The 24,308-nt window shown below is 39.8% G+C and carries 20 protein-coding genes; all 20 read right to left on the reverse strand.

Annotated features, from left to right (window positions below; genetic code table 11):
- Positions 1–8: 8 nt before the first annotated feature.
- Entirely contained in the window at positions 9–1,052 is a 1,044-nt protein-coding gene (gene asd / locus M3196_RS10645; protein WP_251322267.1) for an aspartate-semialdehyde dehydrogenase, read from the reverse strand.
- Positions 1,053–1,196: 144 nt separating this feature from the next.
- Positions 1,197–1,784, reverse strand: a complete 588-nt coding sequence (dpaB, locus tag M3196_RS10650; protein ID WP_251322268.1) for a dipicolinate synthase subunit B — start codon at positions 1,782–1,784, stop codon at positions 1,197–1,199.
- A 5-nt stretch (positions 1,785–1,789) separates the two neighbouring features.
- Positions 1,790–2,683, reverse strand: a complete 894-nt coding sequence (gene dpaA / locus M3196_RS10655; protein WP_251322270.1) for a dipicolinic acid synthetase subunit A — start codon at positions 2,681–2,683, stop codon at positions 1,790–1,792.
- A 285-nt stretch (positions 2,684–2,968) separates the two neighbouring features.
- Positions 2,969–4,210 (reverse strand): M16 family metallopeptidase, encoded by a 1,242-nt coding sequence (locus M3196_RS10660; protein WP_251322271.1) that lies wholly within the window; start codon positions 4,208–4,210, stop codon positions 2,969–2,971.
- Positions 4,211–4,289: 79 nt separating this feature from the next.
- The gene (locus M3196_RS10665; RefSeq protein ID WP_251322273.1) at positions 4,290–5,264 is read right to left on the reverse strand and encodes a polysaccharide deacetylase family protein; all 975 of its coding nucleotides are present in this window, start codon (positions 5,262–5,264) and stop codon (positions 4,290–4,292) included.
- Between the two features lie 123 nt (positions 5,265–5,387).
- Positions 5,388–7,502, reverse strand: coding sequence for a polyribonucleotide nucleotidyltransferase (gene pnp / locus M3196_RS10670; RefSeq protein ID WP_251322274.1), 2,115 nt, complete (start codon positions 7,500–7,502; stop codon positions 5,388–5,390).
- Between the two features lie 190 nt (positions 7,503–7,692).
- Positions 7,693–7,962, reverse strand: a complete 270-nt coding sequence (rpsO, locus tag M3196_RS10675) for a 30S ribosomal protein S15 (protein WP_066240919.1) — start codon at positions 7,960–7,962, stop codon at positions 7,693–7,695.
- A gap of 138 nt (positions 7,963–8,100) precedes the next feature.
- Positions 8,101–9,042 (reverse strand): bifunctional riboflavin kinase/FAD synthetase, encoded by a 942-nt coding sequence (ribF, locus tag M3196_RS10680; protein WP_251322275.1) that lies wholly within the window; start codon positions 9,040–9,042, stop codon positions 8,101–8,103.
- A 24-nt stretch (positions 9,043–9,066) separates the two neighbouring features.
- Positions 9,067–9,978: a tRNA pseudouridine(55) synthase TruB gene (truB, locus tag M3196_RS10685; RefSeq protein ID WP_251322276.1), complete on the reverse strand. Its 912-nt coding sequence runs from the start codon at positions 9,976–9,978 to the stop codon at positions 9,067–9,069.
- Positions 9,979–10,074: 96 nt separating this feature from the next.
- Positions 10,075–10,458, reverse strand: coding sequence for a 30S ribosome-binding factor RbfA (gene rbfA, locus M3196_RS10690; RefSeq protein WP_251322277.1), 384 nt, complete (start codon positions 10,456–10,458; stop codon positions 10,075–10,077).
- A gap of 31 nt (positions 10,459–10,489) precedes the next feature.
- A complete protein-coding gene (locus tag M3196_RS10695; RefSeq protein WP_251322278.1) occupies positions 10,490–10,768 on the reverse strand; it encodes a DUF503 domain-containing protein in 279 nt (92 codons plus the stop codon).
- Positions 10,765–13,215 (reverse strand): translation initiation factor IF-2, encoded by a 2,451-nt coding sequence (gene infB / locus M3196_RS10700; protein WP_251322279.1) that lies wholly within the window; start codon positions 13,213–13,215, stop codon positions 10,765–10,767. The genes M3196_RS10695 and infB overlap by 4 nt, the downstream gene beginning before the upstream one ends.
- A 15-nt stretch (positions 13,216–13,230) precedes the next feature.
- Positions 13,231–13,536, reverse strand: coding sequence for a YlxQ family RNA-binding protein (locus tag M3196_RS10705; protein WP_251322281.1), 306 nt, complete (start codon positions 13,534–13,536; stop codon positions 13,231–13,233).
- Positions 13,533–13,799: an RNase P modulator RnpM gene (rnpM, locus tag M3196_RS10710; RefSeq protein ID WP_251322282.1), complete on the reverse strand. Its 267-nt coding sequence runs from the start codon at positions 13,797–13,799 to the stop codon at positions 13,533–13,535. Before rnpM ends, M3196_RS10705 begins: the two co-directional genes overlap by 4 nt.
- 20 nt (positions 13,800–13,819) lie before the next feature.
- Positions 13,820–14,926 carry a transcription termination factor NusA gene (gene nusA, locus M3196_RS10715; protein ID WP_251322284.1) on the reverse strand — a complete coding sequence of 369 codons (1,107 nt, stop codon included), beginning with the start codon at positions 14,924–14,926 and terminating at the stop codon, positions 13,820–13,822.
- Positions 14,927–14,945: 19 nt separating this feature from the next.
- Positions 14,946–15,416 carry a ribosome maturation factor RimP gene (rimP, locus tag M3196_RS10720; protein WP_251322285.1) on the reverse strand — a complete coding sequence of 157 codons (471 nt, stop codon included), beginning with the start codon at positions 15,414–15,416 and terminating at the stop codon, positions 14,946–14,948.
- Positions 15,417–15,571: 155 nt separating this feature from the next.
- Positions 15,572–19,873, reverse strand: coding sequence for a PolC-type DNA polymerase III (locus M3196_RS10725; protein ID WP_251322287.1), 4,302 nt, complete (start codon positions 19,871–19,873; stop codon positions 15,572–15,574).
- Between the two features lie 267 nt (positions 19,874–20,140).
- Complete coding sequence (locus M3196_RS10730) at positions 20,141–21,850, reverse strand: proline--tRNA ligase (RefSeq protein ID WP_251322289.1); 1,710 nt, start codon at positions 21,848–21,850, stop codon at positions 20,141–20,143.
- Between the two features lie 27 nt (positions 21,851–21,877).
- Complete coding sequence (rseP, locus tag M3196_RS10735) at positions 21,878–23,140, reverse strand: RIP metalloprotease RseP (RefSeq protein WP_251322291.1); 1,263 nt, start codon at positions 23,138–23,140, stop codon at positions 21,878–21,880.
- A gap of 5 nt (positions 23,141–23,145) precedes the next feature.
- Complete coding sequence (gene dxr / locus M3196_RS10740; RefSeq protein ID WP_251322292.1) at positions 23,146–24,303, reverse strand: 1-deoxy-D-xylulose-5-phosphate reductoisomerase; 1,158 nt, start codon at positions 24,301–24,303, stop codon at positions 23,146–23,148.
- Positions 24,304–24,308: the final 5 nt, after the last annotated feature.

A 24,308-nucleotide genomic window follows, 5' to 3' on the forward strand; every position in this document is an offset into this window, starting at 1 on the left:
TTATGAAATTAAAGCAAGTTTAGCTTGATTAAACTTTCCGCAATCTGTACAGAGTTATAAGCTGCCCCTTTTAAGAGATTATCTGACACGACCCACATGTGATAAGCATTTTCGCGGTCTAAGTCTTTACGGATTCTCCCTACAAACACATCAGGCAGCCCTGCCGCTAAAGCCGGCATAGGATAGATTTGTTCCGCGGGCTTATCTTGAAGTGTTACACCTGAAGCATTACTTAGTAATTCTCTTATTTCCTGAACGGAAGGATTTCCGCTTTCAAATTCTGCATATAAAGATTCAGAGTGTCCTGTTTCAACTGGCAGTCTGACACAAGTGGCCGCGATCTCAAGATTCTCTAAATGCATAATTTTCTTTGTCTCATTCATCATTTTTAATTCTTCAAATGTATATCCGTTCTCTTCAAATTTATCGATTTGAGGCACTGCATTAAACGCAATTTGATAATGCTTCTTATCAGATGCACAAGGCATGATTGAAGCTTCAAAAGGCTCATCGTTTAAAACAGCTTTCGATTGCTCCTTTAATTCTTCAACTGCTTTTGCGCCAGCTCCTGAAACCGCTTGATAAGTAGAAACAATAACTTTTTTAAGCCGATATTTTTCATGCAGCGGCTGTAGGGCTACTACCATCTGAATCGTAGAGCAATTCGGATTGGCAATGATTCCGTTATGGTTTAATAAATCTTGCTCATTTACTTCTGGCACAACAAGGGGCACGTTCGGATCCATACGGAACGCGCTTGTGTTGTCAACAACGATCGCTCCTCTTTTTACAGCTTCATGCGCAAGCTGCTTTGAAACAGATCCGCCTGCGGAAAACAGTGCAAGATCAACACCTTCGAATGCTTCAGGTGTTGCTTCCTGTATCGTATGTTCTTCACCCTTATAAGTGATGACCTGTCCGGCAGACCTTTTACTAGCAAGAAGTGATAACTTGCCGATCGGAAAATTCTTTTCACTTAACGTATTTAACATTTGCTGGCCAACTGCGCCAGTTGCACCTACTACGGCTACATGATATAGTTTTTGGCTCATCTTTTATTAACTCCTTTATTGTTTAAGGTAAGCAAGCTACAACAGAAGGAGAAACTATGAATTTCGTTTCTCCTTGTTAATCCATATAATTTATCATATTTTATCATAAACTTCGCAGTTATGAACGGATTTTCTTCTGCTGTATTATTCTACAACCCTGAGAACAGGCTGAAGCTGCTTACCTTGTAGTGCGAGTTCTATTGTTTGTACTAATGTGTCCATATGTGCAACTAATGAATTTTGCTTTTTAACAGGGTCATCCTGACTGAACGGTATAAAATATATATTTTTGGTTGCCATCAGTCTCATGATATTCACACCGTTAAGACCTAATCCGTCGTTCGTTGAAATTCCCAAAACGACTGGCTTCTGGTTCCTAAGTGTTGCTTTTGCTCCCATTAATACAGGGGAATCTGTCATTGCGTTTGCAAATTTACTGATCGAGTTTCCAGTCAAAGGAGCTATTACCATGCAATCCAACGGGGTTCTTGGTCCGAATGGTTCAGCTTTAACAATAGAATCAACAGGTTCATTCCCCGTGATCTCTTTAATTTTTTCTACCCACTCACCTTCAGCACCAAAACGCGTAGTGGTATTCATCACGGTATGTGTGAAAAAGGGCGTCACTTTTGCCCCAAGACCCACAAGCTTTTGGATTTGAGGAAAAACCGCGTCATATGTGCAATGTGATCCGGTCAATCCAAAACCGATATGTTTTCCTTGAAAATCCATATTTACTACCCCTTTCGCTTATAAAATTCATTGATTAACAGCTGCGAAAGTACATTGGCTACAATTTTCCCCGCTGTTTTTGGAGCGACGATTCCTGGCAGCCCAGGAGCTAATAAAGCTTTTATCCCACGCTTCTCGGCATATCGGAAATCAGTGCCCCCAGGTTTTGAGGCAAGGTCGACAATCAATGTATGTGACGGAAATTTTGAGATGACATCCGCATTGACAATCTGAGTAGGAATCGTATTTATGCACACATCTGTTTCATAAACTTCATTTTTTAAATCATCTAAATGGAAAGGAACCATCCCCATTTCAGAGATCCTTGCCATATGCTCTGATTTTCTGGCACCGACTTTCACATGGGCTCCAAGCGCCTGAAACGTTCTTGCAACACTCATTCCTACACGGCCAAAACCAAGCACCACTGTATTTGATTGATGAATCGTTATATCGGTATGCTGGATCACCATCATGATCGTACCTTCAACTGTAGGAATACTGTTATAGATTGCTACATCGTCTCTTTCAAACAACTTTGTCAATTTTCGGTTGCTGTTTGCTGTGATCGTATCTAAATAAACATTGCTGATTCCCGAAAATACCTGACAATGACTCTTAGTTTTTTTCAGTTGATCTTCTGTTAAAATAATTTTCCGGTTTGAAAATATGGTATCAATCTCCCCCTGAAGTCCTGTTCCACTTACAGGCAAAATAATGCTGTCCAACTTCGAAAAATCCACTTCATCTATATCCATTTTTGATGCACCAGTAAAACCATGATCTAGCTGGTCATAGCCAATAAGTGTAAGTATCGCATCTAATTCTGTTAATTTTCGAATGACTTCAAGTTGTCTCGCATCGCCGCCAAATACAGCGATATGCAAATCCGTTAACATTCTTCCTCCCCTTTCTCCGTTGTTCCTTTATACTGCAGGGGAATTGCTATCCACGTTCACCATAATATGAACGCTCCGCCTATCTGGTTACTCAAAACCCCATATACAACGGCATTACTTTTTTTACAATCCGAACACAATTTGCTTCATTTACGAGCTATTGGTATCAATCAACATCATTATATTCACGACTACTATCCTTGTTTGGGGCATTAGTTAAACACTGAGCCCATTTTTGCAAAATAAAAAAATCCGGGCAATTACCCGGATTTTTCATAATATTCTTTATTGTAATCCCTTCGGAAGTTCACCTTGCGGACTGACTAGTGATGCTGAACAGCCTTCATTAAAAATGGTATGAATCAGCTGATTCACTTCATTTTTTGTTACTTTATCAATGGACTCCAACATATCATCCAATGTACGATGATAGCCTAATATAAGCTCGTGCTTTCCGTTGCGGCTCATTCTGCTGTTTGTGCTTTCTAGGCTGAGCATTAAGTTTCCTTTGATCTGCTCTTTCGAATTCTTCAGTTCTTTATCCGTTATTCCGTTTTCATTCAAGTCACTTACGATGTTAGTGATCGTCTCATATAATTCATCGAGCTGATGAGGCGCAGTACCTCCATAAATTGTAAAAATACCATTATCCTGAAAAGCTGAATGATATGAAAATACAGAATAAGCAAGACCCTTTTGTTCTCTAACTTCCTGGAACAGACGGCTTGACATACTTGAACCAAAAATGTTGTTCAATATAATCAGGCTGTAGCTCCGTTTATCTTTTAAAGAAAGTCCCGGGAAACCTAAACATAAGTGTGCCTGTTCAGTTTCTTTCTTACGGGCTAATTTTTCCGGATGGAAAATCGGAGAATTCGTTTCAGCTTTAACAATGGTGTCTGTCTTATAACTGCCGAACCAATCCTCCACATTTCTGATAAATGATTCATCAATGTTACCTGCAATGGAGATTACAACTTCTTCAGGGACATAATGAGAATTCATATAATCACGTAAGGTGCTCCCCTTAAAGGTATGAAGAGTCTCCTCTGTCCCTAAGATCGGAAAACCTAGTTCATGATTTTGAAAGCTTGCACGGCTCAACATATCATGTACGATATCGTCTGGTGTATCTTCATACATTTTTATTTCTTCTAAAACAACGTTTTTTTCTTTTAATAACTCATCTTCGTCAAAAGTTGAATTAAAGAACATATCTGCTAATACTTCAAGCGCATAAGGTGCATGTGTATCAAGTACTTTTGCATAGTAGCATGTGTATTCTTTTGAGGTAAAAGCATTTACTTGGCCGCCGATGCTGTCGAATGATTCAGCGATTTCTCTTGCTGTTCTCGTTTTTGTTCCTTTGAAAAACATGTGCTCCAAAAAGTGTGATATTCCATTGTTCTTCGTGTTTTCAAACCTGGAACCTGTTCCTATCCAAACGCCTATCGCTACTGATCGTACGGTTGGAATATTTTCCAAAACGACGCGGACGCCGTTAGAACACGTATGTCTTTTTATCAAACTTGTTTCCCCCTAGCTGTCAGTTGTTCCACTATTAATCATAGGAACAATATACCATTATCGTAACCGCTGCACAACTTTACTTGATCGATTTTGGAAGCAGTCTTTTTTCATCCATAAGATCTGTTACTGTTCCAATACTTAGCCCTTTGTCTTTAATTCCTTTGATCAGCTTCTCTAAGCCTGCTGCAGAGGAAGATGTCGGATGCATGAGAATCATTGCGCCTGGATGGACTTTACTCAAGACTCTGTCAACCATTTCATCAGGATTTGGATTTCGCCAATCAACGGTGTCAACCGACCAAAGAATCGTTTTCATATCCAGTTCAGCAGCAATTTGAACCACATCATTTCTGTAGCTTCCGCTTGGAGGTGCAAACCATTTTGGAGATTTATCCAGTGTTGCATGTATAACTTCATTTGTTTGTTTAAGCTCTTCTGTTATTCTTGTATTTGTCATCTTTTTTAGATCCGGATGAGAGTAGGCGTGATTTCCTATTTCATGTCCTTCCTCTGCAATCATTTTTGCTAGGGAAGGATTTTTCTTTACCCACGAACCATCAAGAAAGAAAGTTGAACGCACATTATTCTTCTTCATGGTTTGCAGCATACCCGGCAAATATTCATTTCCCCAGGCTACATTTACAAGAAAAGTTACCATAGGCTTTTCAGGATTACCACGATAGATAGGAGAAGCTGGCAAATCCCCTAAATGAACAGATGGTTTTATTTGCTTTACGACCAGTTTTTTTTCATCAAATTTATTTGTTTTTTTCATTGCTTTAAATGATTCTTCCATATCTACAACTAGACCATTGTAGCCGGGAGTGGCCTTCCAAACAGGATCTATCTGAGCATTCTGAGGCGGTTTATTCAATTCCTTTGCTCTTTCTTTGATCTGATTATAAATCGAGTTTGACTGCATTTGTGAAACTGCCGTACTCTGGGCTTTTATGCTTTCAATATACGTGCTCGTAAACGGATTATGGACCGAAAATGCTGTACCTGTAATGATTAAAATGATGATGGACCAATGAAGAATAGGTTTTTTCACATTACTCCCCTCCCTGTAATCAAGGTATGTACCATTTGGACAGGTTAGAACGAATAATGGAGAGTGTAACAAATGAAAAAAAGCCAGCTCTTTTAAGAGCTGGCTTTGATAAATGTAAATATTTTATGCATTTTGCTGCTGTTCATTTTTTGCTTTTTCTTCTTTTAGAACTACTTTACGGGATAAGTTAACACGTCCTTGGTTATCGATCTCCATAACTTTTACAAGGATTTCATCACCAAGCTTAACAACATCTTCTACTTTTCCAACACGTTCTTCTGCAAGTTCAGAAATATGGACTAAACCATCTTTTCCGCTAAACAGTTCAACAAAAGCACCGAATTTTTCGATACGTTTAACTTTACCCATGTAATATTCGCCCACTTGAACTTCCCTAACGATATCTTCAATAATCTTCTTTGCCTTCTTGTTCATCGGCTCTTCAGTTGAAGCAATAAAGATCGTTCCATCTTGTTCGATGTCAATCTTAACACCAGTCTCTTCAATGATTTTATTGATGATTTTACCGCTTGGTCCGATTACATCACGGATTTTGTCAGGGTTGATCTTCATTGTTAAAATCTTTGGAGCATACTGAGATAATTCCTTACGGGACTCAGAAAGTGTAGATAGCATAGAATCCAAGATGATCATACGACCTTCTTTAGCTTGCGTCAGTGCTTCTTGAAGAATTTCACGGTTGATTCCGGAAATTTTAATATCCATCTGCAAGGCAGTAATACCATTCGGTGTACCCGCTACTTTAAAGTCCATATCTCCAAGATGATCTTCCATACCTTGAATATCTGTAAGAACAGTTACATCTTCACCGTCTGAAATAAGTCCCATCGCAATACCGGCCACTGGTTCTTTAATCGGCACACCTGCATCCATTAATGCCAATGTACTCGCACAAATACTCGCCTGTGAAGTTGATCCATTAGATTCAAGTACTTCAGACACTAAACGAATGGTGTACGGGAATTCTTCTTCATTGGGAATAACTTGTTCTAATGCACGCTCACCTAATGCACCATGCCCGATCTCACGTCTTCCAGGTCCGCGCATAAATCCTGTTTCACCAACACTGAACGGCGGGAAATTGTATTGATGCATAAAACGCTTAGATTCTTCTACTCCTAGTCCGTCAAGGACCTGAACATCGCCTAGCGCACCTAGTGTACAGATACTTAACGCCTGTGTTTGACCGCGTGTGAACAGACCTGATCCGTGGGTTCTTGCCAAAATGCCTACAGTAGAAGAAAGCTTACGGATTTCATCAGTCTTTCGGCCGTCTGGACGTACTTTCTCTTTAAGAATTAAACGTCTTACTTCTTCTTTAATGAGTTTATGTAGAATCTCTTTTGCTTCACTCGCTTTTTCTTCATCTTCTTCATAGCGGGAAGCAAGATTTGCACCAACTGCATCCAAGGCTTCTTGACGTGCATGTTTTTCAATTACCTTTACTGCTTCTTTTACATCGTTTCCGACAAAATCACGAACTTCCTGCTCGAGATCTTTATCAAGCTCATGCAGAATAACTTCCATTTTTTCTTTGCCGATTTCTGAAACAATTTGTTCTTGGAACGCGATTAATTTCTTAATCTCTTCATGACCGAACATGATCGCTTCAAGCATAACTTCTTCTGATACTTCTTCTGCACCAGCTTCAACCATGTTGATTGCGTGCTTTGTTCCTGCAACGATAAGTTGAATATCACTTTTCTCGTTTTGTTCAACAGTCGGATTGATCACAAACTTTTCGTCAACACGTCCAACAGTTACTCCAGCGATCGGACCTTCAAAAGGAATATCCGAAATAGACAATGCAAGTGATGATCCAATCATAGCTGCCATTTCAGAAGAACAGTTTTGATCAACACTCATTACTGTGCTTACAACTTGTACTTCATTACGGAAACCATCAGCAAATAAAGGACGAATTGGACGGTCGATCAAACGGCTTGCCAATACTGCTTTCTCACTTGGACGTCCCTCACGTTTAATAAATCCGCCAGGGATTTTTCCTACTGCGTATAAACGTTCTTCATAGTTTACAGTCAAAGGAAAGAAACTTAGATTTTTAGGCTGTTTTGAAGCAACTGCAGTAGATAGCACCGCTGTATCACCATATCTGACCATAACAGCACCATTTGCTTGTTTTGCTAATTCTCCGATTTCGAACGTAAGCGTTCTGCCCGCCCAGTCCGTGGTAAAAGTTCGTTTTTGTTGATCCATTTTACTTGGTACTCCTCTCAACACTTAAAAAATCCTATTATTTATGGTTCTATTATATCCTAACGTAGTCCTTCCTAAAAAGAAAAACTGCAAAGAATTTAGATGCCTGATTACACATGATGCAATTTTAACTTGATTATTGGTATTGCTTGCAATAAAAAAAGCGGGATTAAATCCCGCTTTTGTTGGATTAACGACGTAATCCTAGTCTTCCGATCAATTCGCGGTAACGCGTAATATCCTTGTTACGTAGGTACGTTAACAAGTTACGGCGCTTACCAACCATTTTCAACAGACCACGACGTGAGTGGTGATCTTTCTTGTGTGTACGCAAGTGATCATTCAACTCATTAATTTGTTCTGTAAGGATAGCGATTTGAACTTCTGGAGATCCAGTGTCCGTATCATGTACCTTATACTCGCTGATTAGTTCGTTCTTACGCTCTTGAGTAATAGCCATCCTTTTCACCTCCTTATTATTAGAAACACCAATTACCGAGCAAGCGTCGGTGACTCGACTTGCCAAGCAACGGTTATGTGCACATTAAAAATGTACATGTATTAGCATAGCCCTTTTGAGAGACAAATGCAAGTTTTTTTAACATATTGATTGTATGATATTGAGTGCCTCTGATTTATCTTTTTTCAGCTGCTGAATCAATTCATCAATAGAGTTGAATTTCTTTTCATCCCTGATTCTCTTAAGCCATGTAACACTGACTGTTTTGCCGTAAATCTCTTCTTGAAAATCAAAAATATGGACTTCTAAGGACGGTTTTTTTTGATCATTTTTAAAAGTCGGCTTATAACCGACATTTGCCATAGCATAATACTTTTCCTGATCTACATAAACTTCAACAGCATAAACCCCTACTTTTGGCAGGGTATATACGTCCGTTTCTAAGTTAGCAGTCGGAAAGCCAATAGTACGTCCGCGTTTGTCCCCGTGAATGACTGTACCGTTAAGTTTATATCGTCTTCCAAGGTAAGGAATGATCCTTTCTACTAATCCATCTTTTAAACATTGGCGAATAAGTGTTGAACTGATCTTTTGTCCTTCTTCTTCAATCTTTTCAATCACAGTTTGCCCAAATTTTCCATCAGCGTCTTTAATGAGTGTTTCAACATTTCCTTTTCCATACTTACCGTATGTAAAATCAAATCCTGTAACAACGTGCTGAACGTTTAGTCCAATAATATATTGATTTACAAAATCCTCTGGAGAAAGTGATGCAAAATCAAGATCAAATTTCACAAGATAGAATTGTTTAACGCCCATACTTTCTAAAATCTTTTTCTTTTCTTCAAGAGGAGTAATATATGTCCAATTTTCATCCGCTTTTCCTAAAACAACAGAAGGATGAGGGTGAAAACTCATTACGGCTGGTATTGCTCCATTTCTTTCTGCAAGTTCAACAGCTGTATTAATTACACGCTGATGTCCGATATGAATGCCGTCAAAATAGCCTAAGGCTAAAATTAATGGTGGCAGGCTTTCTTTTTCGTAATGATGAGGATGATTAATGACGATTGTTTCCAAAAACTCACCTACTAACCTGTTTCGTTATTCAATGGCTAACACTTTCGCTGGTTTTATTAAACCAGGTTTAGAAGGATGGAACTGATATATGGCTAGACATTTTCCTTCTCCATTATAAACACCAAACGGACTTTGTTCCAAGTCTTTTGGTCTTGGCAGCACTGAACCATTTTTTATTTGTGCTTCTGTATCACTGTCAACAGTCCATTTTGGAAAATGCGAAATTCCTCTTTCAAGCGGAAATAAATAACGATCTAATGGAACGCTGCTGTTTTCCAGTTCTTCAAATGTCACACATTCGCTTAAAGTAAATGGACCTGATGCCGTTCTAATCAGGGAAGACATATGAGCAGGGTATCCAAGTTTTTCCCCTATAGCTACTGCAAGTGTTCTGACATAAGTTCCTTTTGAGCATTTTACTCTAAATGAAAACACAGGATGATCCTTACTTAATTTTTCTCCTTCAGTTAACAGTTCTAGTTCATATATAGTCACTTTTCGTTTTGGCCGCTCTACCTGTATTCCCTGCCTTGCATATTCATATAGTTTTTTTCCATTAACTTTAACTGCTGAGTACATCGGCGGCATCTGTTCAATTTTTCCAGTAAGAGACCTCATTATTTCCTTTATCTTCTCAAATTGAATATCTTCATCCACTTTTTTTTCTATAACTTTTTCGCCATGGGCATCTTCCGTTTCAGTTGAAACACCTAACGTAACCTCACCAATGTATTCCTTCCCATAGTCAGACATATATTCAGCAATTTTTGTCGCTCTGCCTATGCAAATCGGTAATACACCTGTCACTTCAGGATCCAGAGTGCCCGTGTGCCCTACTTTCTTTGTGGAAAAAATTCTTCGTATTTTCCCTACACAGTCATGCGATGTCATTCCTCCAGGTTTTTTCAGCGCTAAAATGCCTTGCCTTACTATCATATCTACTTCTCCTTTTACATACCTGCATAAGTTTATTTCATTTATTGCAAGCAAAAAATGGATAGACAATTTATTTAATTGCCTATCCATTTGCTATTATGCTTTCGGATAATCTTCGTCTTCTTCGCTGTCTTCGTCTTCCCGTTTAATGTCGGACAATAGACTCTCGATTTTGCTTCCGTAATTTAAGGATTCATCAAATTTGAAAAAGATGTCCGGTGTTTTGCGCATGCGGATACGTTTTCCGATTTCAGTCCGGATAAAACCTGTCGCTTTAGCTAGGCTGCGCAAAGTCTGTTCTTTTTGTTCACTGTCTCCGAAAACAGATACGTAAACAGTTGCTTGCTGCAGATCACCAGTTACATCAACCGCCGTAACGGTTACAAAACCAACGCGGGGGTCTTTGATTTTCCGGCCTATAATATCGGTAAGCTCTTTTTTCATCTGTTCCCCAACACGGTTGGAACGGATTGTGCCCATTATTTATACACCCCGTTTCTTGCCACTTGCTTTATAGCCACTCCACTTTAGAATCGGTTACTTCCAATTCAGTAATAGATGTAATAATTGCAAGTGCTCTTTGCAATTCTTTTTCTGCTATTATTTTGTCCGAAGAAACGGTTACCATACTTATCTCTGCTCGTTGCCATAAATCTTGAAATCCAGTTTCCGAAACAGCAAGATTTAAACGTTGCCGAAGTCTGTTAACCGCTTTTTGTACAACTGAACGCTTATCTTTTAACGACTGTGCTTCATATATGAAAAACTCAACCGTTAATAAACCGATCATTTCACTTTAATTTCTTCCATAATATAAGCTTCAATGATGTCGCCTTCTTTAATATCATTGAACTTTTCAAGAGTAATACCACATTCGTAACCTGCTGAAACTTCTTTCGCATCATCTTTAAAACGTTTAAGTGCATCAATCTTACCTTCGTAAGAAACAACACCATCACGGATTAAACGGACTGTGGAATCTCTCGTGATTTTACCTTCAGTAACATAACATCCAGCGATTGTTCCAACTTTTGATACTTTAAAAGTTGTTCTAACTTCAACCTGACCAATAACTTTTTCTTCGAATTCAGGATCGAGCATCCCTTTCATCGCTGATTCGATTTCTTCGATAACGTTATAAATAATGCGGTGCAGACGAACATCAACCTTTTCAGCATCAGCTGTACGCTTAGCCCCTGCATCAGGACGTACGTTAAAACCGATTACGATAGCGTTTGAAGCAGATGCAAGCATGATGTCATACTCGTTGATCGCTCCTACACCAGAGTGAATAATTTTAACTTTAACGCCTTCAACGTCAATCTTTTGAAGTGATCCAGCAAGTGCTTCAACTGAACCCTGAACGTCACCTTTGATGATGACATTGATTTCTTTAATGTCACCTTCTTTAATTTGATTAAAGAGGTCATCAAGATTCAGTTTAGAAGATTCTTTACGTTGTGCATCTTGTTGTTTCTTGAAACGTGATTCCCCGACTTGACGAGCTTTTTTCTCGTCGGCAAACACCATGAATGGATCTCCTGCCTGAGGAACGTCATTCAATCCAGTAATTTCAACTGGAGTTGAAGGTCCTACGGATTTCACCCTGCGTCCAAGGTCGTTAACCATCGCACGAACACGTCCGTATGTGTGTCCAACAACGATAGGGTCACCGACTTTTAATGTACCTGATTGTACAAGAAGCGTCGCAACAGAACCGCGGCCTTTATCAAGCTGTGCTTCAATTACAGTACCAGCAGCAGTACGATTAGGATTTGCTTTTAATTCTTCTACTTCTGAAACAAGGTTAATCATCTCAAGAAGGTCATCAATGCCGTCGCCTTTTATAGCTGAGACGTTTACAAAAATCGTATCTCCACCCCATGCTTCAGAAACAAGTCCATGTTCAGTAAGCTCTTGCATAACTCGATCTGGGTTTGCAGCTTCTTTATCCATTTTGTTAACGGCAACAATGATTGGTACTTCAGCAGCTTTAGCATGGTTGATTGCTTCAACTGTTTGCGGCATTACACCGTCATCTGCAGCTACAACAAGAATGGTAATATCCGTTACTTGAGCACCGCGTGCACGCATTGTTGTAAACGCAGCATGTCCTGGTGTATCAAGGAATGTGATTTGTTTTCCGTTGTTTGTAATCTGGTATGCACCAATGTGCTGAGTAATTCCACCAGCTTCTCCTGCAGTTACTTTCGTGTTTCGGATAGCATCAAGAAGCGTTGTTTTACCATGGTCAACGTGTCCCATGATTGTTACAACAGGCGGTCGTACTTGCATATCTTTTTCATCGTCAACGACTTCATAATTTTCAAATTCTGTTTCATCAACGATAATTTCTTCTTCCACTTCAACATCATAATCAGCAGCGATTAATTCAATCGCTTCTTTATCAAGCTCTTGGTTGATGGTAGCCATGATGCCTAGACCCATAAGCTTTTTGATGATCTCAGAAGTATCTTTGTTCAATTTCTTTGCAAGTTCACCTACTTGAAGAGATTCAGTAAAAGTGATTTTGCTCGGAGTTTCAAGAACCTTCTTTTGAGGAGCTGGCTGCTGGCTTCCACCGCCTCTGTTTTGCTTATTTCTGTTTTGGTTCTTATTGTTGTTGTTTCTGTTGTTATTTCTGTTGTTGTTGTTGTTATTTTTGTTGTTATTGGTTTGGTTTCTGTTGTTATTGCTGTTGTTATTGGTTTGGTTTCTGTTGTTATTACTGTTGTTATTGGTTTGGTTTCTGTTGTTATTACTGTTGTTATTGGTTTGGTTTCTGTTGTTATTGCTGTTGTTATTGGTTTGGTTTCTGTTGTTATTGCTGTTTTTAGAATTGTTATTCTTTGCAGCATTCTGGCTGTTTGAATTACCTGGCTTAGCCCCTTGTGATTGCGGGCCTTTTGATTGTGATGAGTTACGATTATCGGTCTCTTTTTTAATTTTCATATTACTCTCTTTTTGAACTTCCTTTTTAGTAGATTTGGTGTCGTTACCAGAGTTGTTTCTATTCTTATCTGTTTTAGGGAGTTGATTTTGATTTTTTGGTTTTGCTGATGTTTGATCGTTTTGTGCTTTTGGTTTATAAGCTTCATCAAGCTTTTTTAAAGCAGACTGATCAATCATAGACATATGATTAGCCACATGGACATCCATTGTTTTAAGCTTTTCGATAATGTCTTTACTTTGAACATTTTTCTGTTTCGCATATTCATATACGCGTATTTTACTCATATGTTCACCCCCGGGTTAGTGATCAAGAAGTTCCTTTAAACGCTTTGAAAATCCTTGATCATTTACAGCAACAACAACTCGTTGCTCTTTTCCAATAGCTTTTCCTAAAACATTCCGATCTTCTATCCAAACATAATCGATGTTATAGAAAAGACACTTGTCTGTTACTTTTTTCTTTGTATTTTCAGATGCATCTTTTGATAACAAGACGATCTTTGCATTCTGTTTTTGTATACTTTTCACTACGAGTTCTTCACCGGAAATCACCTTCCCGGCACGAGCTGCAATTCCAAGAAAGTTTTCCCATCGGCTGCTGTTCAAGATGTATGACTTCCTTTTTCAAGCTGTTCGTATAATTCAGCTGGAATTTTAGATTTTAAGTGTGTCTCTAAAATCTTTTTCTTTTTTGCTTGCTCTATACACGCAAGTTCATGACAAAGATAAGCTCCTCTTCCGGATTTTTTTCCGGTTGAGTCGACAGAGACTTCCCCTTCAGGTGAGCGGACAATACGTGTTAATTCTTTTTTTGCCTTCATTTCCTGGCAGGCTACGCATTTTCTCATGGGAATTTTGCGGGTCTTCATTGTCTCCACCTCGTCTTTTCTTACTCTTCATCCTCATCAGAGTCATTATAGAACGAATCCTTATCAGTGTTAGCAGGGTTGTAGACTCCTGATTCTACTGCTTCAGACTCACTCTTAATATCAATCTTCCAACCTGTTAATTTAGCAGCAAGACGTGCATTCTGACCTCGTTTGCCGATCGCTAGCGACAGCTGGTAGTCCGGTACGATAACAGTAGTCATTTTATCTTCTTCATTCACTTGGACTTCAAGAACTTTTGCAGGGCTTAAAGCATTTGCCACATAAACAACCGGGTCTTCACTCCAGCGGACAATATCGATCTTCTCACCATTAAGTTCGTTAACGATAGTCTGTACACGAGCACCCTTTTGGCCTACACATGAACCAACAGGATCAACGTCAGGATCAGCTGCATGAACGGCAATTTTAGAACGGTCCCCTGCTTCACGCGCAATAGACTTAATTTCAACTGTTCCATCATAGATTTCAGGCACTTCAAGTTCGAACAATCGTTTTAATAGCCCAGGGTGAGTACGTGAAACTAATATTTGAGGTCCTTTAGTTGTTTTCTCGACTTTTGTGATGTAAACCTTAATACGATCATTTGTAGTGTGTGATTCACCAGGCATCTGCTCAGCTGCTGGCAATAATGCTTCTACGCGTCCAAGACTCACATACATATAGCGGTGGTCCTGACGTTGTACGATACCCGTAATAATATCTTCCTCACGATCAATAAACTCTGAGAAGATAATTCCGCGTTCTGCTTCACGCACACGCTGTGTAACCACTTGCTTTGCTGTTTGAGCAGCAATACGTCCAAAATCCTTTGGAGTAACCTCTTCTTCTACAATATCATCTACCTCATAGCCAGGGTTGATCGCTTGTGCTTCAGCCACTGAGATCTCTTGACGATCGTCTTCAACATCTTCAACCACATTTTTTCTTGAAAAAACACGGATACTTCCTGTGTCTCTGTTAAAATCAACACGAACATTTTGCGCTTGATGAAAATTACGTTTATACGCTGAAATAAGGGCTGCTTCAATTGCCTCAATAATAACTTCTTTGCTTATCCCTTTTTCTTTTTCCAATAATGTAAGTGCATCCAAAAGCTCGGTACTCATTTTTTTACTCCCCTCTTCATTAAAAAACAACCGCAAGACGGGCACTTGCCACTTTTTTATACGGCAACTCTACCTTTTTGACTTGCGTTTTTACTTTGATCTCCATAAACAGCGTTTCACCGTCAAAGTCTTTTAAAAGTCCTTCATATACTTTTTCACCATTTATAGGCTCATAAAGTTTAATGTTTACATTTTTGCCAATTGCATTTTTAACATCTTCAGGCTTTTTAAGCGGTCTTTCCACTCCTGGAGAAGATACTTCTAAAAAGTAGGGCTGTTCAATCGGATCAAGTTCATCTAATTTTTCACTTAACTGTTCACTGACTGTACCGCATTCTTCGATATCAACACCGCCGGTCGAGTCGATATAAACGCGGAGGAACCAGTTCTTACCCTCTTTAACAAATTCAACGTCAACAAGTTCAAGTCCTAGTTTTTCAACGATTGGGGTTACAAGCTCAGTCGTGAGCTCTGTAATCTTCTGACTCATTGCTGCCCTCCTTCTGGCTGAATGACCTTAAAACGTAACGAAAGAGTGGGGAATCCCACTCTTTCGCCGACAGTTATTCATTCAACAGTATTTCCAAAAATATAATACCATAACCAATAAAATACTGCAACTTTCTACCTGCTTGAATCCCCATGTTAGAAGAGGGAAAGCTGGTTTGCGTCAGGCAATCCTTCGAGGCAGCCCTGATCATCCAAATACTCAATAATAGTCTTTGACAATTTTGCACGCTGCTGAAGATCCTCTTTGGAAAGGAATTCTCCATCTTCCCTTGCTTTTACAATGTTTAGGGCTGCATTAGTTCCTAATCCAGCAATCGAATTGAAAGGCGGTATCAGCGTATCCCCTTCAACTAGAAAATCTGTAGCACTTGATCGATATAAATCAATCTTTTGGAAGGAAAGACCTCTTTCACACATCTCTAATGCGAGTTCGAGAACGGTTTGCAAGTTCTTTTCTTTCGTTGAAGCATCCAGACCTTTTGCAGAGATCTCTTCGATTTTTGAACGAAGGGCTTTTGATCCGCGAATCATGGAATCTACATCAAAATCATCAGCTCTAACTGTAAAGTACGCAGCATAGAACCAGATCGGATAATGCACTTTAAAGTAAGCGATGCGGACAGCCATCAAAACATAGGCTGCGGCATGCGCCTTCGGGAACATGTATTTAATCTTTAAACATGAACCTATATACCAGTCAGGTACATCATTATTTTTCATTTCTTCTATCCACTCATCTGGAAGACCTTTACCTTTACGGACGCTTTCCATAATTTTAAAAGCCAGCGAAGGTTCCAGTCCTTTATAGATGAGATAAACCATAATGTCATCACGGCAGCCGATAACATCCTTAAGCACACATGTACCGTTTGCTATCAGTTCGTTGGCATTATTCAGCCAAACGTCAGTACCGTGTGATAACCCTGAAATCTGAACAAGTTCTGAAAATGTACTTGGTTTTGTTTCTTCAAGCATCTGTCTTACGAACTTTGTACCGAATTCCGGTATCCCGAGTGTTCCTGTTTTGCACATGATCTGCTCATCGGTAACACCTAATACTTCTGGCCCTGAGAATATTTTCATTACTTCCGGGTCTGAAGCTGGTATCGTCTTAGGATCGATGCCGCTTAAATCTTGAAGCATACGGATAACTGTCGGGTCATCGTGCCCCAGTATATCAAGCTTCAGCAAATTATCATGAATAGAATGGAAATCAAAATGAGTTGTTTTCCATTCTGATGAACTGTCATCTGCTGGAAATTGGACTGGACAGAAATCATAGATATCCATGTAATCTGGTACTACAATAATTCCGCCTGGATGCTGACCAGTTGTTCGCTTAACTCCGGTGCATCCAGAAACGAGACGGTCTACCTCTGCTGAACGAATGGTTAAGTTATGATCACTGGCATAGCCCTTTACATATCCGTAAGCCGTTTTTTCCGCTACGGTGCCAATTGTTCCTGCACGATACACATAATCCTCACCGAAAAGCTCTTTCGTATAGTTATGTGCTCTTGGCTGATATTCACCAGAGAAGTTCAAGTCGATATCTGGAACTTTATCTCCTTTAAATCCAAGGAATGTTTCAAACGGAATATCCTGGCCGTCCTTTATATAAAGGACATTGCAACTCGGGCATTCTTTGTCAGGAAGATCATATCCTGAACCTACCGATCCATCATTAAAGAAATGAGATTCTTTACATGACGGACATACATAATGGGGCGGCAGCGGATTTACTTCTGTAATTTCCGTCATCGTCGCAACAAATGATGAACCTACTGAACCACGGGAACCTACAAGGTATCCGTCAATCAATGATTTTTTAACTAGCTTGTGTGAGATTAAATAGATAACCGCAAAACCATGTCCGATAATGCTGGTAAGTTCTTTTTCTAGTCTTTTCTCGACTAGTTCTGGCAGGTTTTCACCATAAATGCTTCTTGCACGGTTATAACTCATCGAACGGACTTCCTCATCCGCTCCCTCGATCTTTGGCGTATAAAGGTCATCCGGAATAGGTTTAATTTCAGCTATGGAATCCGCAATCTGCCTTGTGCTACGGCAGACTACCTTTTCTGCCGTTTCTTCACCCAAGAAAGAAAACAAATCCAGCATTTCATCAGTCGTTCTAAAATGAACTTCCGGGAGCGTCTGTCTGTTCAGCGGATTAGCTCCGCCTTGTGAAGATATTAAGATTTTCCGGTAGATTGCGTCTTCCGGGTTTAAATAATGAACATTTCCAGTTGCAACTACTGGCTTATCCAGCTTCTCTCCAAGTTTTACAATATTCGATAAAATTTCTCTTAAATTCATCTCATCAGAAACAAGTTCTCTTTCGATCAGATGATAATAGTTGCTTGGCGGCTGAATTTCAAGGTAATCGTAGAACTCAGCAATTTTTTCTACTTCCTCTATCGGCTTTTGCATCATACCCTCAAAAACTTCACCTTTATCACAAGCAGACCCTACTAAAATACCTTCCCGATATTTGCTTAACCTGGATCGAGGTATGCGGGGTGTCCTGTAAAAGTATGATAGATGAGATTCTGAAACAAGCCTGTATAAGTTTTTAAGTCCTTCCTGTGTAGCAGCGAGCAGCGTGCAATGAAATGGACGTGAACGCTGAAATCCGCCTTGCCCCATATTATCGTTTAGCCTGTCATGATAAAAGATTTCTTTTTCAAACGTTTCTTTTAGTAGTTTCCATAAAAGATAGCCTGTTGCCTCCGCATCATAGATAGCACGGTGATGCTGTGTAAGTTCGATATCAAATCGTTTACAGAGTGTGTTTAGTCTATGATTCTTTAATTGTGGCAGAAGGAATCTGGCAAGCTCTAGTGTATCAATAACAGGGTTTTTCGCTTCTCCTAAACCGATTTTACGCAATCCTTCATTCAAGAATCCCATATCGAAGCTGGCGTTATGCGCAACAAGGATATCATCTCCCATAAATGAGTGAAAATCACGAAGGACTTCTTCAATCTCCGGAGCACTCTCCACCATCTCATCTGTAATACCAGTTAATTCAATTGTTGTCTGGGACAGTGATTCATGCGGATTTGCAAAAGCTTCAAAGCGGTCAACGATCTCTCCGCCTCTGATTTTTACAGCTGCCAGTTCGATTATTTTATTATAAACGGCTGACAACCCCGTCGTTTCCACGTCAAAAACAACATATGTTTCATCATCGAGCTTTCTTGGTGCCTCGTTATACGCAATCGGCACCCCGTCATCAACAAGGTTTGCTTCTAGACCGTAGATGATCTTAATATCATTTTTCTTTCCTGCGCTGTATGCTTCCGGAAAGGATTGCACACCCGCATGATCGGTAATGGCGATCGCAGGATGCCCCCATTTCTTGGCTTGTCCAACAAGGGCAGAGACTGATGATACAGCGTCCATCTGACTCATTGGGGTATGAAGATGAAGTTCAACTCGTTTCTTATCTTCGTCTGCGAGATCTTTTCTCGTTTCAGGTTTGATCTCATTAATATCGTTAGCAATCATTACGAGATCTCTGACGAATGTATCGTTTTGAATGCCGCCACGCACTTTCAGCCACATTCCTTTTTGGATAGCCTGAAGAATAGGAATATCTTCTTTATCACGGGAGAATATCTTAATGAGAAGGGAATCCGTATAGTCTGTAATCTTAAACGTTAACAAAGTACGTCCGCTTCGAAGTTCTCTTGTTTCAGAGTGAAAAACATACCCCTGAATGGTTATTCTTCGTTCCTCATCTTGGATAGTCTGGATCGGAACTGGTTCATCATTGATTGAATAGCCGATCATGATGTCAGTTCTAGCAGCTGGTGCATCTGCCTTTTTCGCCGCTTTTTCTTTTTCAACAAGAGCTTCCATTATCTTATGATTATCTTCTTGTTTCTTTTGCTCAATAAATTTTTGATAGTCTTCTTCAGAATGCTTGATTTCAGTTTTTAATAATACAGAATGAAAGCCAAACTGCTGGTACATATCTTTTATTACCGGGGATAACTTTCGGTGCACCAATGTTTCTTCTGCTTCGTTTCTGACTGTCAGACACAAAAAGTTACCTTCTGCTGAAGGTTCCTGTGTTGATAGCATACTGCCCAAGCTTGGTCCAGCCGTATTAACAAGCTGTTCTTTGCATAATGGCCAATATGCGAGTAATTCTTCAGGCTGAAAACCTTCAGAGGTTTGTATGGAAAATGTAACATTTGCAATATGTTCAAATGTCTGCCGAAGACTGGAGCTAAACCATGCATAACTATTAGATGACAGCGGACATTTAGTTCCAATCAAGAAATGCCAGCTTCTATTTGTTTTATCGATTGTTAGTTTTTCTATAGTACCGCCTGAGAAGCCAGCTTTCATTTCTTCAGGTATGCCAAGTTGTTCTAAAAGAAGCGACAGGCGTTCTTGCCTGATCTGCTGATCATTACCGCTCATAAGAACCTCCTTTTAAAGGGGTTATTCATTTGACTACTTTCTATAAGAAAGTTGTTTTTTGTTAGGAACCTACATTGAAAAGTTGATAGAAGCTTAAAGTGTGAGACTCCTTCTAATATCTTTCACCGCGGCTCACCGCACGCCCCGCGGAAAGCGAGCATCCTGGAGCGGAAATCAACCAACTTTCTAATACCAACAAAGTTTACTAAAACAGCCTACATTATTAAATAGGAAAGGCACCTCATGAAAAGAGGCACCTGGATTTTATCAAACAAGTTTGTCCCATTCGCGTTTCAAGATACTTTTCAGCTCTGATACTGGAACTTCGAAAGATTCTCCGCTTTTGCGAATCTTCACTTCAACGATACCCTCACTTGCTTTCTTTCCTACCATAACCCGAAGAGGTATACCGATGAGATCACTGTCTGTGAATTTAACACCTGCACGTTCAGGACGATCATCATATAAACAGTCATAGCCTTCACTTTTCAGCTGTTCATAAAGTTCTTCAGAAAGTGATGCCTGCTCCGCATTTTTGCTGTTAACGGCTATCAAGTGAACATCAAATGGTGTAAGTGCCAATGGCCATATTAATCCATTTTCATCATTGTTCTCTTCTGCAGCTGCTGCCAGTGTACGTGAAACCCCAATTCCATAACAGCCCATAGACATAATTTGATTTTTACCATTTTCGTCTAAATAAGAAGCCTTCATTGGTTCACTGTATACTTTTCCAAGTTTGAAAACGTGTCCTACTTCAATACCTTTTGCAAAAACTATCGTACCTTTTCCGTCTGGAGAAAGGTCGCCTTCTACTACAAAGCGAAGATCTGCTGTTTGCGTAATAGAAAAGTCACGTTCTGCATTTACATTTAAATAATGATAGCCTTCCTCATTTGCACCGCAAACAGAGTTAGCCATTAAAGGAACAGCTTGGTCAGCAATTACCTTCACTTCGTCAGAAACAGAAACAGGACCTATTGACCCTGGTTTCGTTTTGAGCCATTTAACTGCATCTTCTTCACTCGCCATAACCACTTCAGAAGCTGATAGTTCGTTTTTAAGCTTTATTTCATTTACTTCATGATCACCTCGAACGAGGACAAGTACTGGCTGTCCATCCGCTAAGTAAAGCAGTGACTTAATAATCTTTGTAGCGGGTACGTTTAAGAACCGTGATACTTCCTCGATATTTTTGGCATCCTTTGTTTCAACTTTTTCAAGTCCTAAAGGATTTTCAGATGATGCCTCTTCATTTAAAACTACAGGAGCCATTTCGATGTTAGCAGCAAACTCTGAATCTGTTGAATAGGCGATCAAATCTTCACCGATTTCAGATAAAACCATAAATTCATGATTATCTTTACCGCCGATTGCACCAGAGTCGGCTAATACTGCCCGGAAATTTAAACCGCAGCGGCTGAAGATAGCTGAATAAGCATCTTTCATGGCTTCATAGGTTTCATCCAGGCTTTCCTGTTTGTCATGGAACGAATAAGCGTCTTTCATGATAAACTCCCGGCCGCGGAGCAAACCAAAACGCGGACGTTTTTCGTCCCTGAATTTTGTTTGAATCTGATAGAGATTAAGCGGCAATTTTTTATATGATTTCACTTCATCACGAATGATACTTGTAATGACTTCTTCATGAGTTGCTCCAAGTGCAAAATCTCTTTCGTGCCGGTCTTTTAATCTCATCAGTTCCGGACCGTAACTGTACCATCTTCCGCTTTCCTGCCACAGTTCTGCAAGCTGCAGGGCTGGCATCATCATTTCCTGTGAACCTGCACGGTTCATTTCTTCCCGGACGATGTTTTCTATTTTATGAAGTACTTTTTTCCCTAGTGGCAAGAATGAATAGATTCCTGCAGCATTTTGTCTGATGAATCCTGCTCTCAAAAGCAGCTGATGACTTTTTACATCTGCATCTGCCGGCACTTCCCTAAGTGTTGGTATAAACAACTGGCTTTGTCTCATTATCTCTACTCCTCAAAAAACCCCAAATTAACTAAGAAATATTTTTTGAATGTCATTCCAAGTTACAACTAGCATTAACAGCATCAAGAACGCAAATCCGATAAAGTGAACCAAACCTTCCTTCTGCGGATCGATCGGCTTTCCTCTAAGTGCTTCTACACCCAGGAAAAGAAGGCGTCCACCGTCTAAGGCAGGTAAAGGCAGCAAGTTAAAGATACCTAGGTTAATGCTTAAAATGGCTGCCCATTGCAGCAGCATATAAACTCCGGCTTTTGCAGCCTGATCTGTATACTCATAGATGCCAAGAGGTCCGGAAAGCTGGTCAATACCATGCTGACCTGTAATAAGCTGGCCGATACCTGTAAAAATAGCAGTAGTCATGAACCATGTTTGTTTAGCCCCATACTCTAGAGATCCAACAAATGAGGATTCTGTAAATGGATGTGCTCCAATAAATCCTTCATTCTTTTTTTCTGGTCCTTTTCGTGAACCTAAAGTTACAGGGACCACTTTTTCCTGCCCGTCACGATTGATGGTAAACATAAGCTTTTCGCCCGGATTTTGCTGGATAACAGAAACGAGTTCCTTCCAGTCATCCATTTTTTCACCCTGAATAGCAACGATCCTATCTCCCTCTGCCAATCCTGCTTTATCTGCAGCGGCCCCTTCCTGGAGAGTCCCCAGTCTGGACTCATTCGTAGGAATTCCTTGTATCAGTGAGAATGCTACTAAAATAATGAATGCCAGCAAGAAATTCATTGCCGGACCCGCAAAGATTGCTAGCGTTCTTTGCATGATCGTCTTTGATCCAAACTGACGGTTGTAAGGAGCAATCTGCATCTCCTGATGATCTGCGACAAAAAGAGCATCTTCTTTTACTTTATAAGTAGAAGGACCAGATTCTTCATTCTCATATCCGGTTAAATAAAGTTCACGCTCAAGGTCTGCTTTTTCAATTGTGATCGTTTTTTGCACTGGATATTTATCACGGTGATTCACAATGATCTTTTCAACTTCTTCAGCATTGTTAAAAATTAAACCAACTCTGTGACCTGCCTTGAGTTCGATGCCTTCAGGGTCTTCACCAGCCATCCGCACAAATCCTCCAAGAGGCAGAAGACGAATGGTATAAACCGTTTCCCCTTTTTTAAAGGCAAACACTTTCGGGCCAAATCCTATTGCAAATTCCCGGCACAAGATACCAGCTCGTTTTGCCAGTAAAAGATGTCCTAGTTCATGAAAGAATATTAAAGCCCCTAAAATGATGATAATGGCTATCACAGTGTTCATTTCCATTACCTGCCTTTGTTTAGTAGTGACTCTACAAATTCTCGAGTCCTTTTATCTGTTTCTTGTATTGCCTCCAGTTCAGGTTTTTTTACATTTTCCGCCTGAAGCATGGCGCGTTCAATCATTTCTTCAATTTCAAGAAATGATATCTTTCCATCTAAAAACATTTCTACTGCTTTTTCATTAGCTGCATTTAAAACAGTAGGCATTAAGCCTCCTACTCTGCCTGCCTCAAATGCAAGCTTTAAACATCTGAAGCGGTCATAATCCATTTTCTGAAAATGGAGTTTACCAGCTTCCCATAAGTTTAACCTTTTCCCATTTATCAATTCAAGTCTTTCTGGATGGGTAAGTGCATACTGAATGGGCACACGCATATCAGGTTGTCCAAGATGAGCAATAATGCTTGTATCAACAAACTCTACCATAGAGTGTATGATACTTTCCTTATGTAAAATGACGTCTATTTTCGAATAATCAAATGAAAATAGCCAATGCGCCTCAATAACTTCAAGGCCTTTGTTCATCATTGTCGCTGAATCGATTGTGATTTTTGCTCCCATTGACCAGTTGGGATGATTCAATGCTTCTTTTACAGTAACGTTCTTCAGTTCATCCCGTGTCTTATCTCTAAAACTTCCACCCGATGCGGTTAAGATTAGTTTTTCAACACGGTTGATGTCTTCACCATTAAGACATTGGTATATAGCAGAATGTTCTGAGTCCACAGGCAAAATAGCTGTTTGATGCTCTATGGCTTTTTCCATTACAAGGTGTCCGGCCGTAACAAGTGTTTCCTTGTTTGCAAGTGCAATAGTCTTTTCTGCCTCAATCGCTTTTAATGTAGGCAGCAATCCTACACTGCCAATTACAGCATTAACGACCACTGATGCTTTCGTTGAAACTGCAGCTTCTATAAGTCCATCCATTCCCCAAACAATCTTAGTTGAAGAACTCACTCTTGCACGTAAACGTTGTGCATCCACTTCGTTCTGAACCGCGCAGATCTCCGGCTGAAACTTCTGTAAAATCTCTTCTGCTGCTTCAATATTTTTACCCACCGACATCGCACTTAATCTAAATTGATCTGGATGGGAAGCAATAACATCAAGGGTTTGCTTACCGATTGATCCAGTTGCACCTAATAAACTGACAAACTTCATATTAT

Source organism: Fictibacillus nanhaiensis (genome assembly GCF_023715445.1).
Classification (GTDB): domain Bacteria; phylum Bacillota; class Bacilli; order Bacillales; family Fictibacillaceae; genus Fictibacillus; species Fictibacillus nanhaiensis_D.

Excerpts from the sequence above, each read along its gene's own strand:
- rpsO (WP_066240919.1), bottom strand. The coding sequence starts at position 7,962 with ATGGCTATTACTCAAGAGCGTAAGAACGAACTAATCAGCGAGTATAAG.
- dxr (WP_251322292.1), bottom strand. The coding sequence starts at position 24,303 with ATGAAGTTTGTCAGTTTATTAGGTGCAACTGGATCAATCGGTAAGCAA.
- dpaB (WP_251322268.1), bottom strand. The coding sequence starts at position 1,784 with ATGGATTTTCAAGGAAAACATATCGGTTTTGGATTGACCGGATCACAT.
- M3196_RS10725 (WP_251322287.1), bottom strand. The coding sequence starts at position 19,873 with ATGAGCGGTAATGATCAGCAGATCAGGCAAGAACGCCTGTCGCTTCTT.
- rnpM (WP_251322282.1), bottom strand. The coding sequence starts at position 13,799 with ATGAAGACCCGCAAAATTCCCATGAGAAAATGCGTAGCCTGCCAGGAA.
- M3196_RS10730 (WP_251322289.1), bottom strand. The coding sequence starts at position 21,850 with ATGAGACAAAGCCAGTTGTTTATACCAACACTTAGGGAAGTGCCGGCA.
- nusA (WP_251322284.1), bottom strand. The coding sequence starts at position 14,926 with ATGAGTACCGAGCTTTTGGATGCACTTACATTATTGGAAAAAGAAAAA.
- infB (WP_251322279.1), bottom strand. The coding sequence starts at position 13,215 with ATGAGTAAAATACGCGTATATGAATATGCGAAACAGAAAAATGTTCAA.
- pnp (WP_251322274.1), bottom strand. The coding sequence starts at position 7,502 with ATGGATCAACAAAAACGAACTTTTACCACGGACTGGGCGGGCAGAACG.
- truB (WP_251322276.1), bottom strand. The coding sequence starts at position 9,978 with ATGATAGTAAGGCAAGGCATTTTAGCGCTGAAAAAACCTGGAGGAATG.
- rseP (WP_251322291.1), bottom strand. The coding sequence starts at position 23,140 with ATGAACACTGTGATAGCCATTATCATCATTTTAGGGGCTTTAATATTC.
- rimP (WP_251322285.1), bottom strand. The coding sequence starts at position 15,416 with ATGAGTCAGAAGATTACAGAGCTCACGACTGAGCTTGTAACCCCAATC.
- M3196_RS10695 (WP_251322278.1), bottom strand. The coding sequence starts at position 10,768 with ATGATCGGTTTATTAACGGTTGAGTTTTTCATATATGAAGCACAGTCG.
- asd (WP_251322267.1), bottom strand. The coding sequence starts at position 1,052 with ATGAGCCAAAAACTATATCATGTAGCCGTAGTAGGTGCAACTGGCGCA.
- rbfA (WP_251322277.1), bottom strand. The coding sequence starts at position 10,458 with ATGGGCACAATCCGTTCCAACCGTGTTGGGGAACAGATGAAAAAAGAG.
- dpaA (WP_251322270.1), bottom strand. The coding sequence starts at position 2,683 with ATGTTAACGGATTTGCATATCGCTGTATTTGGCGGCGATGCGAGACAA.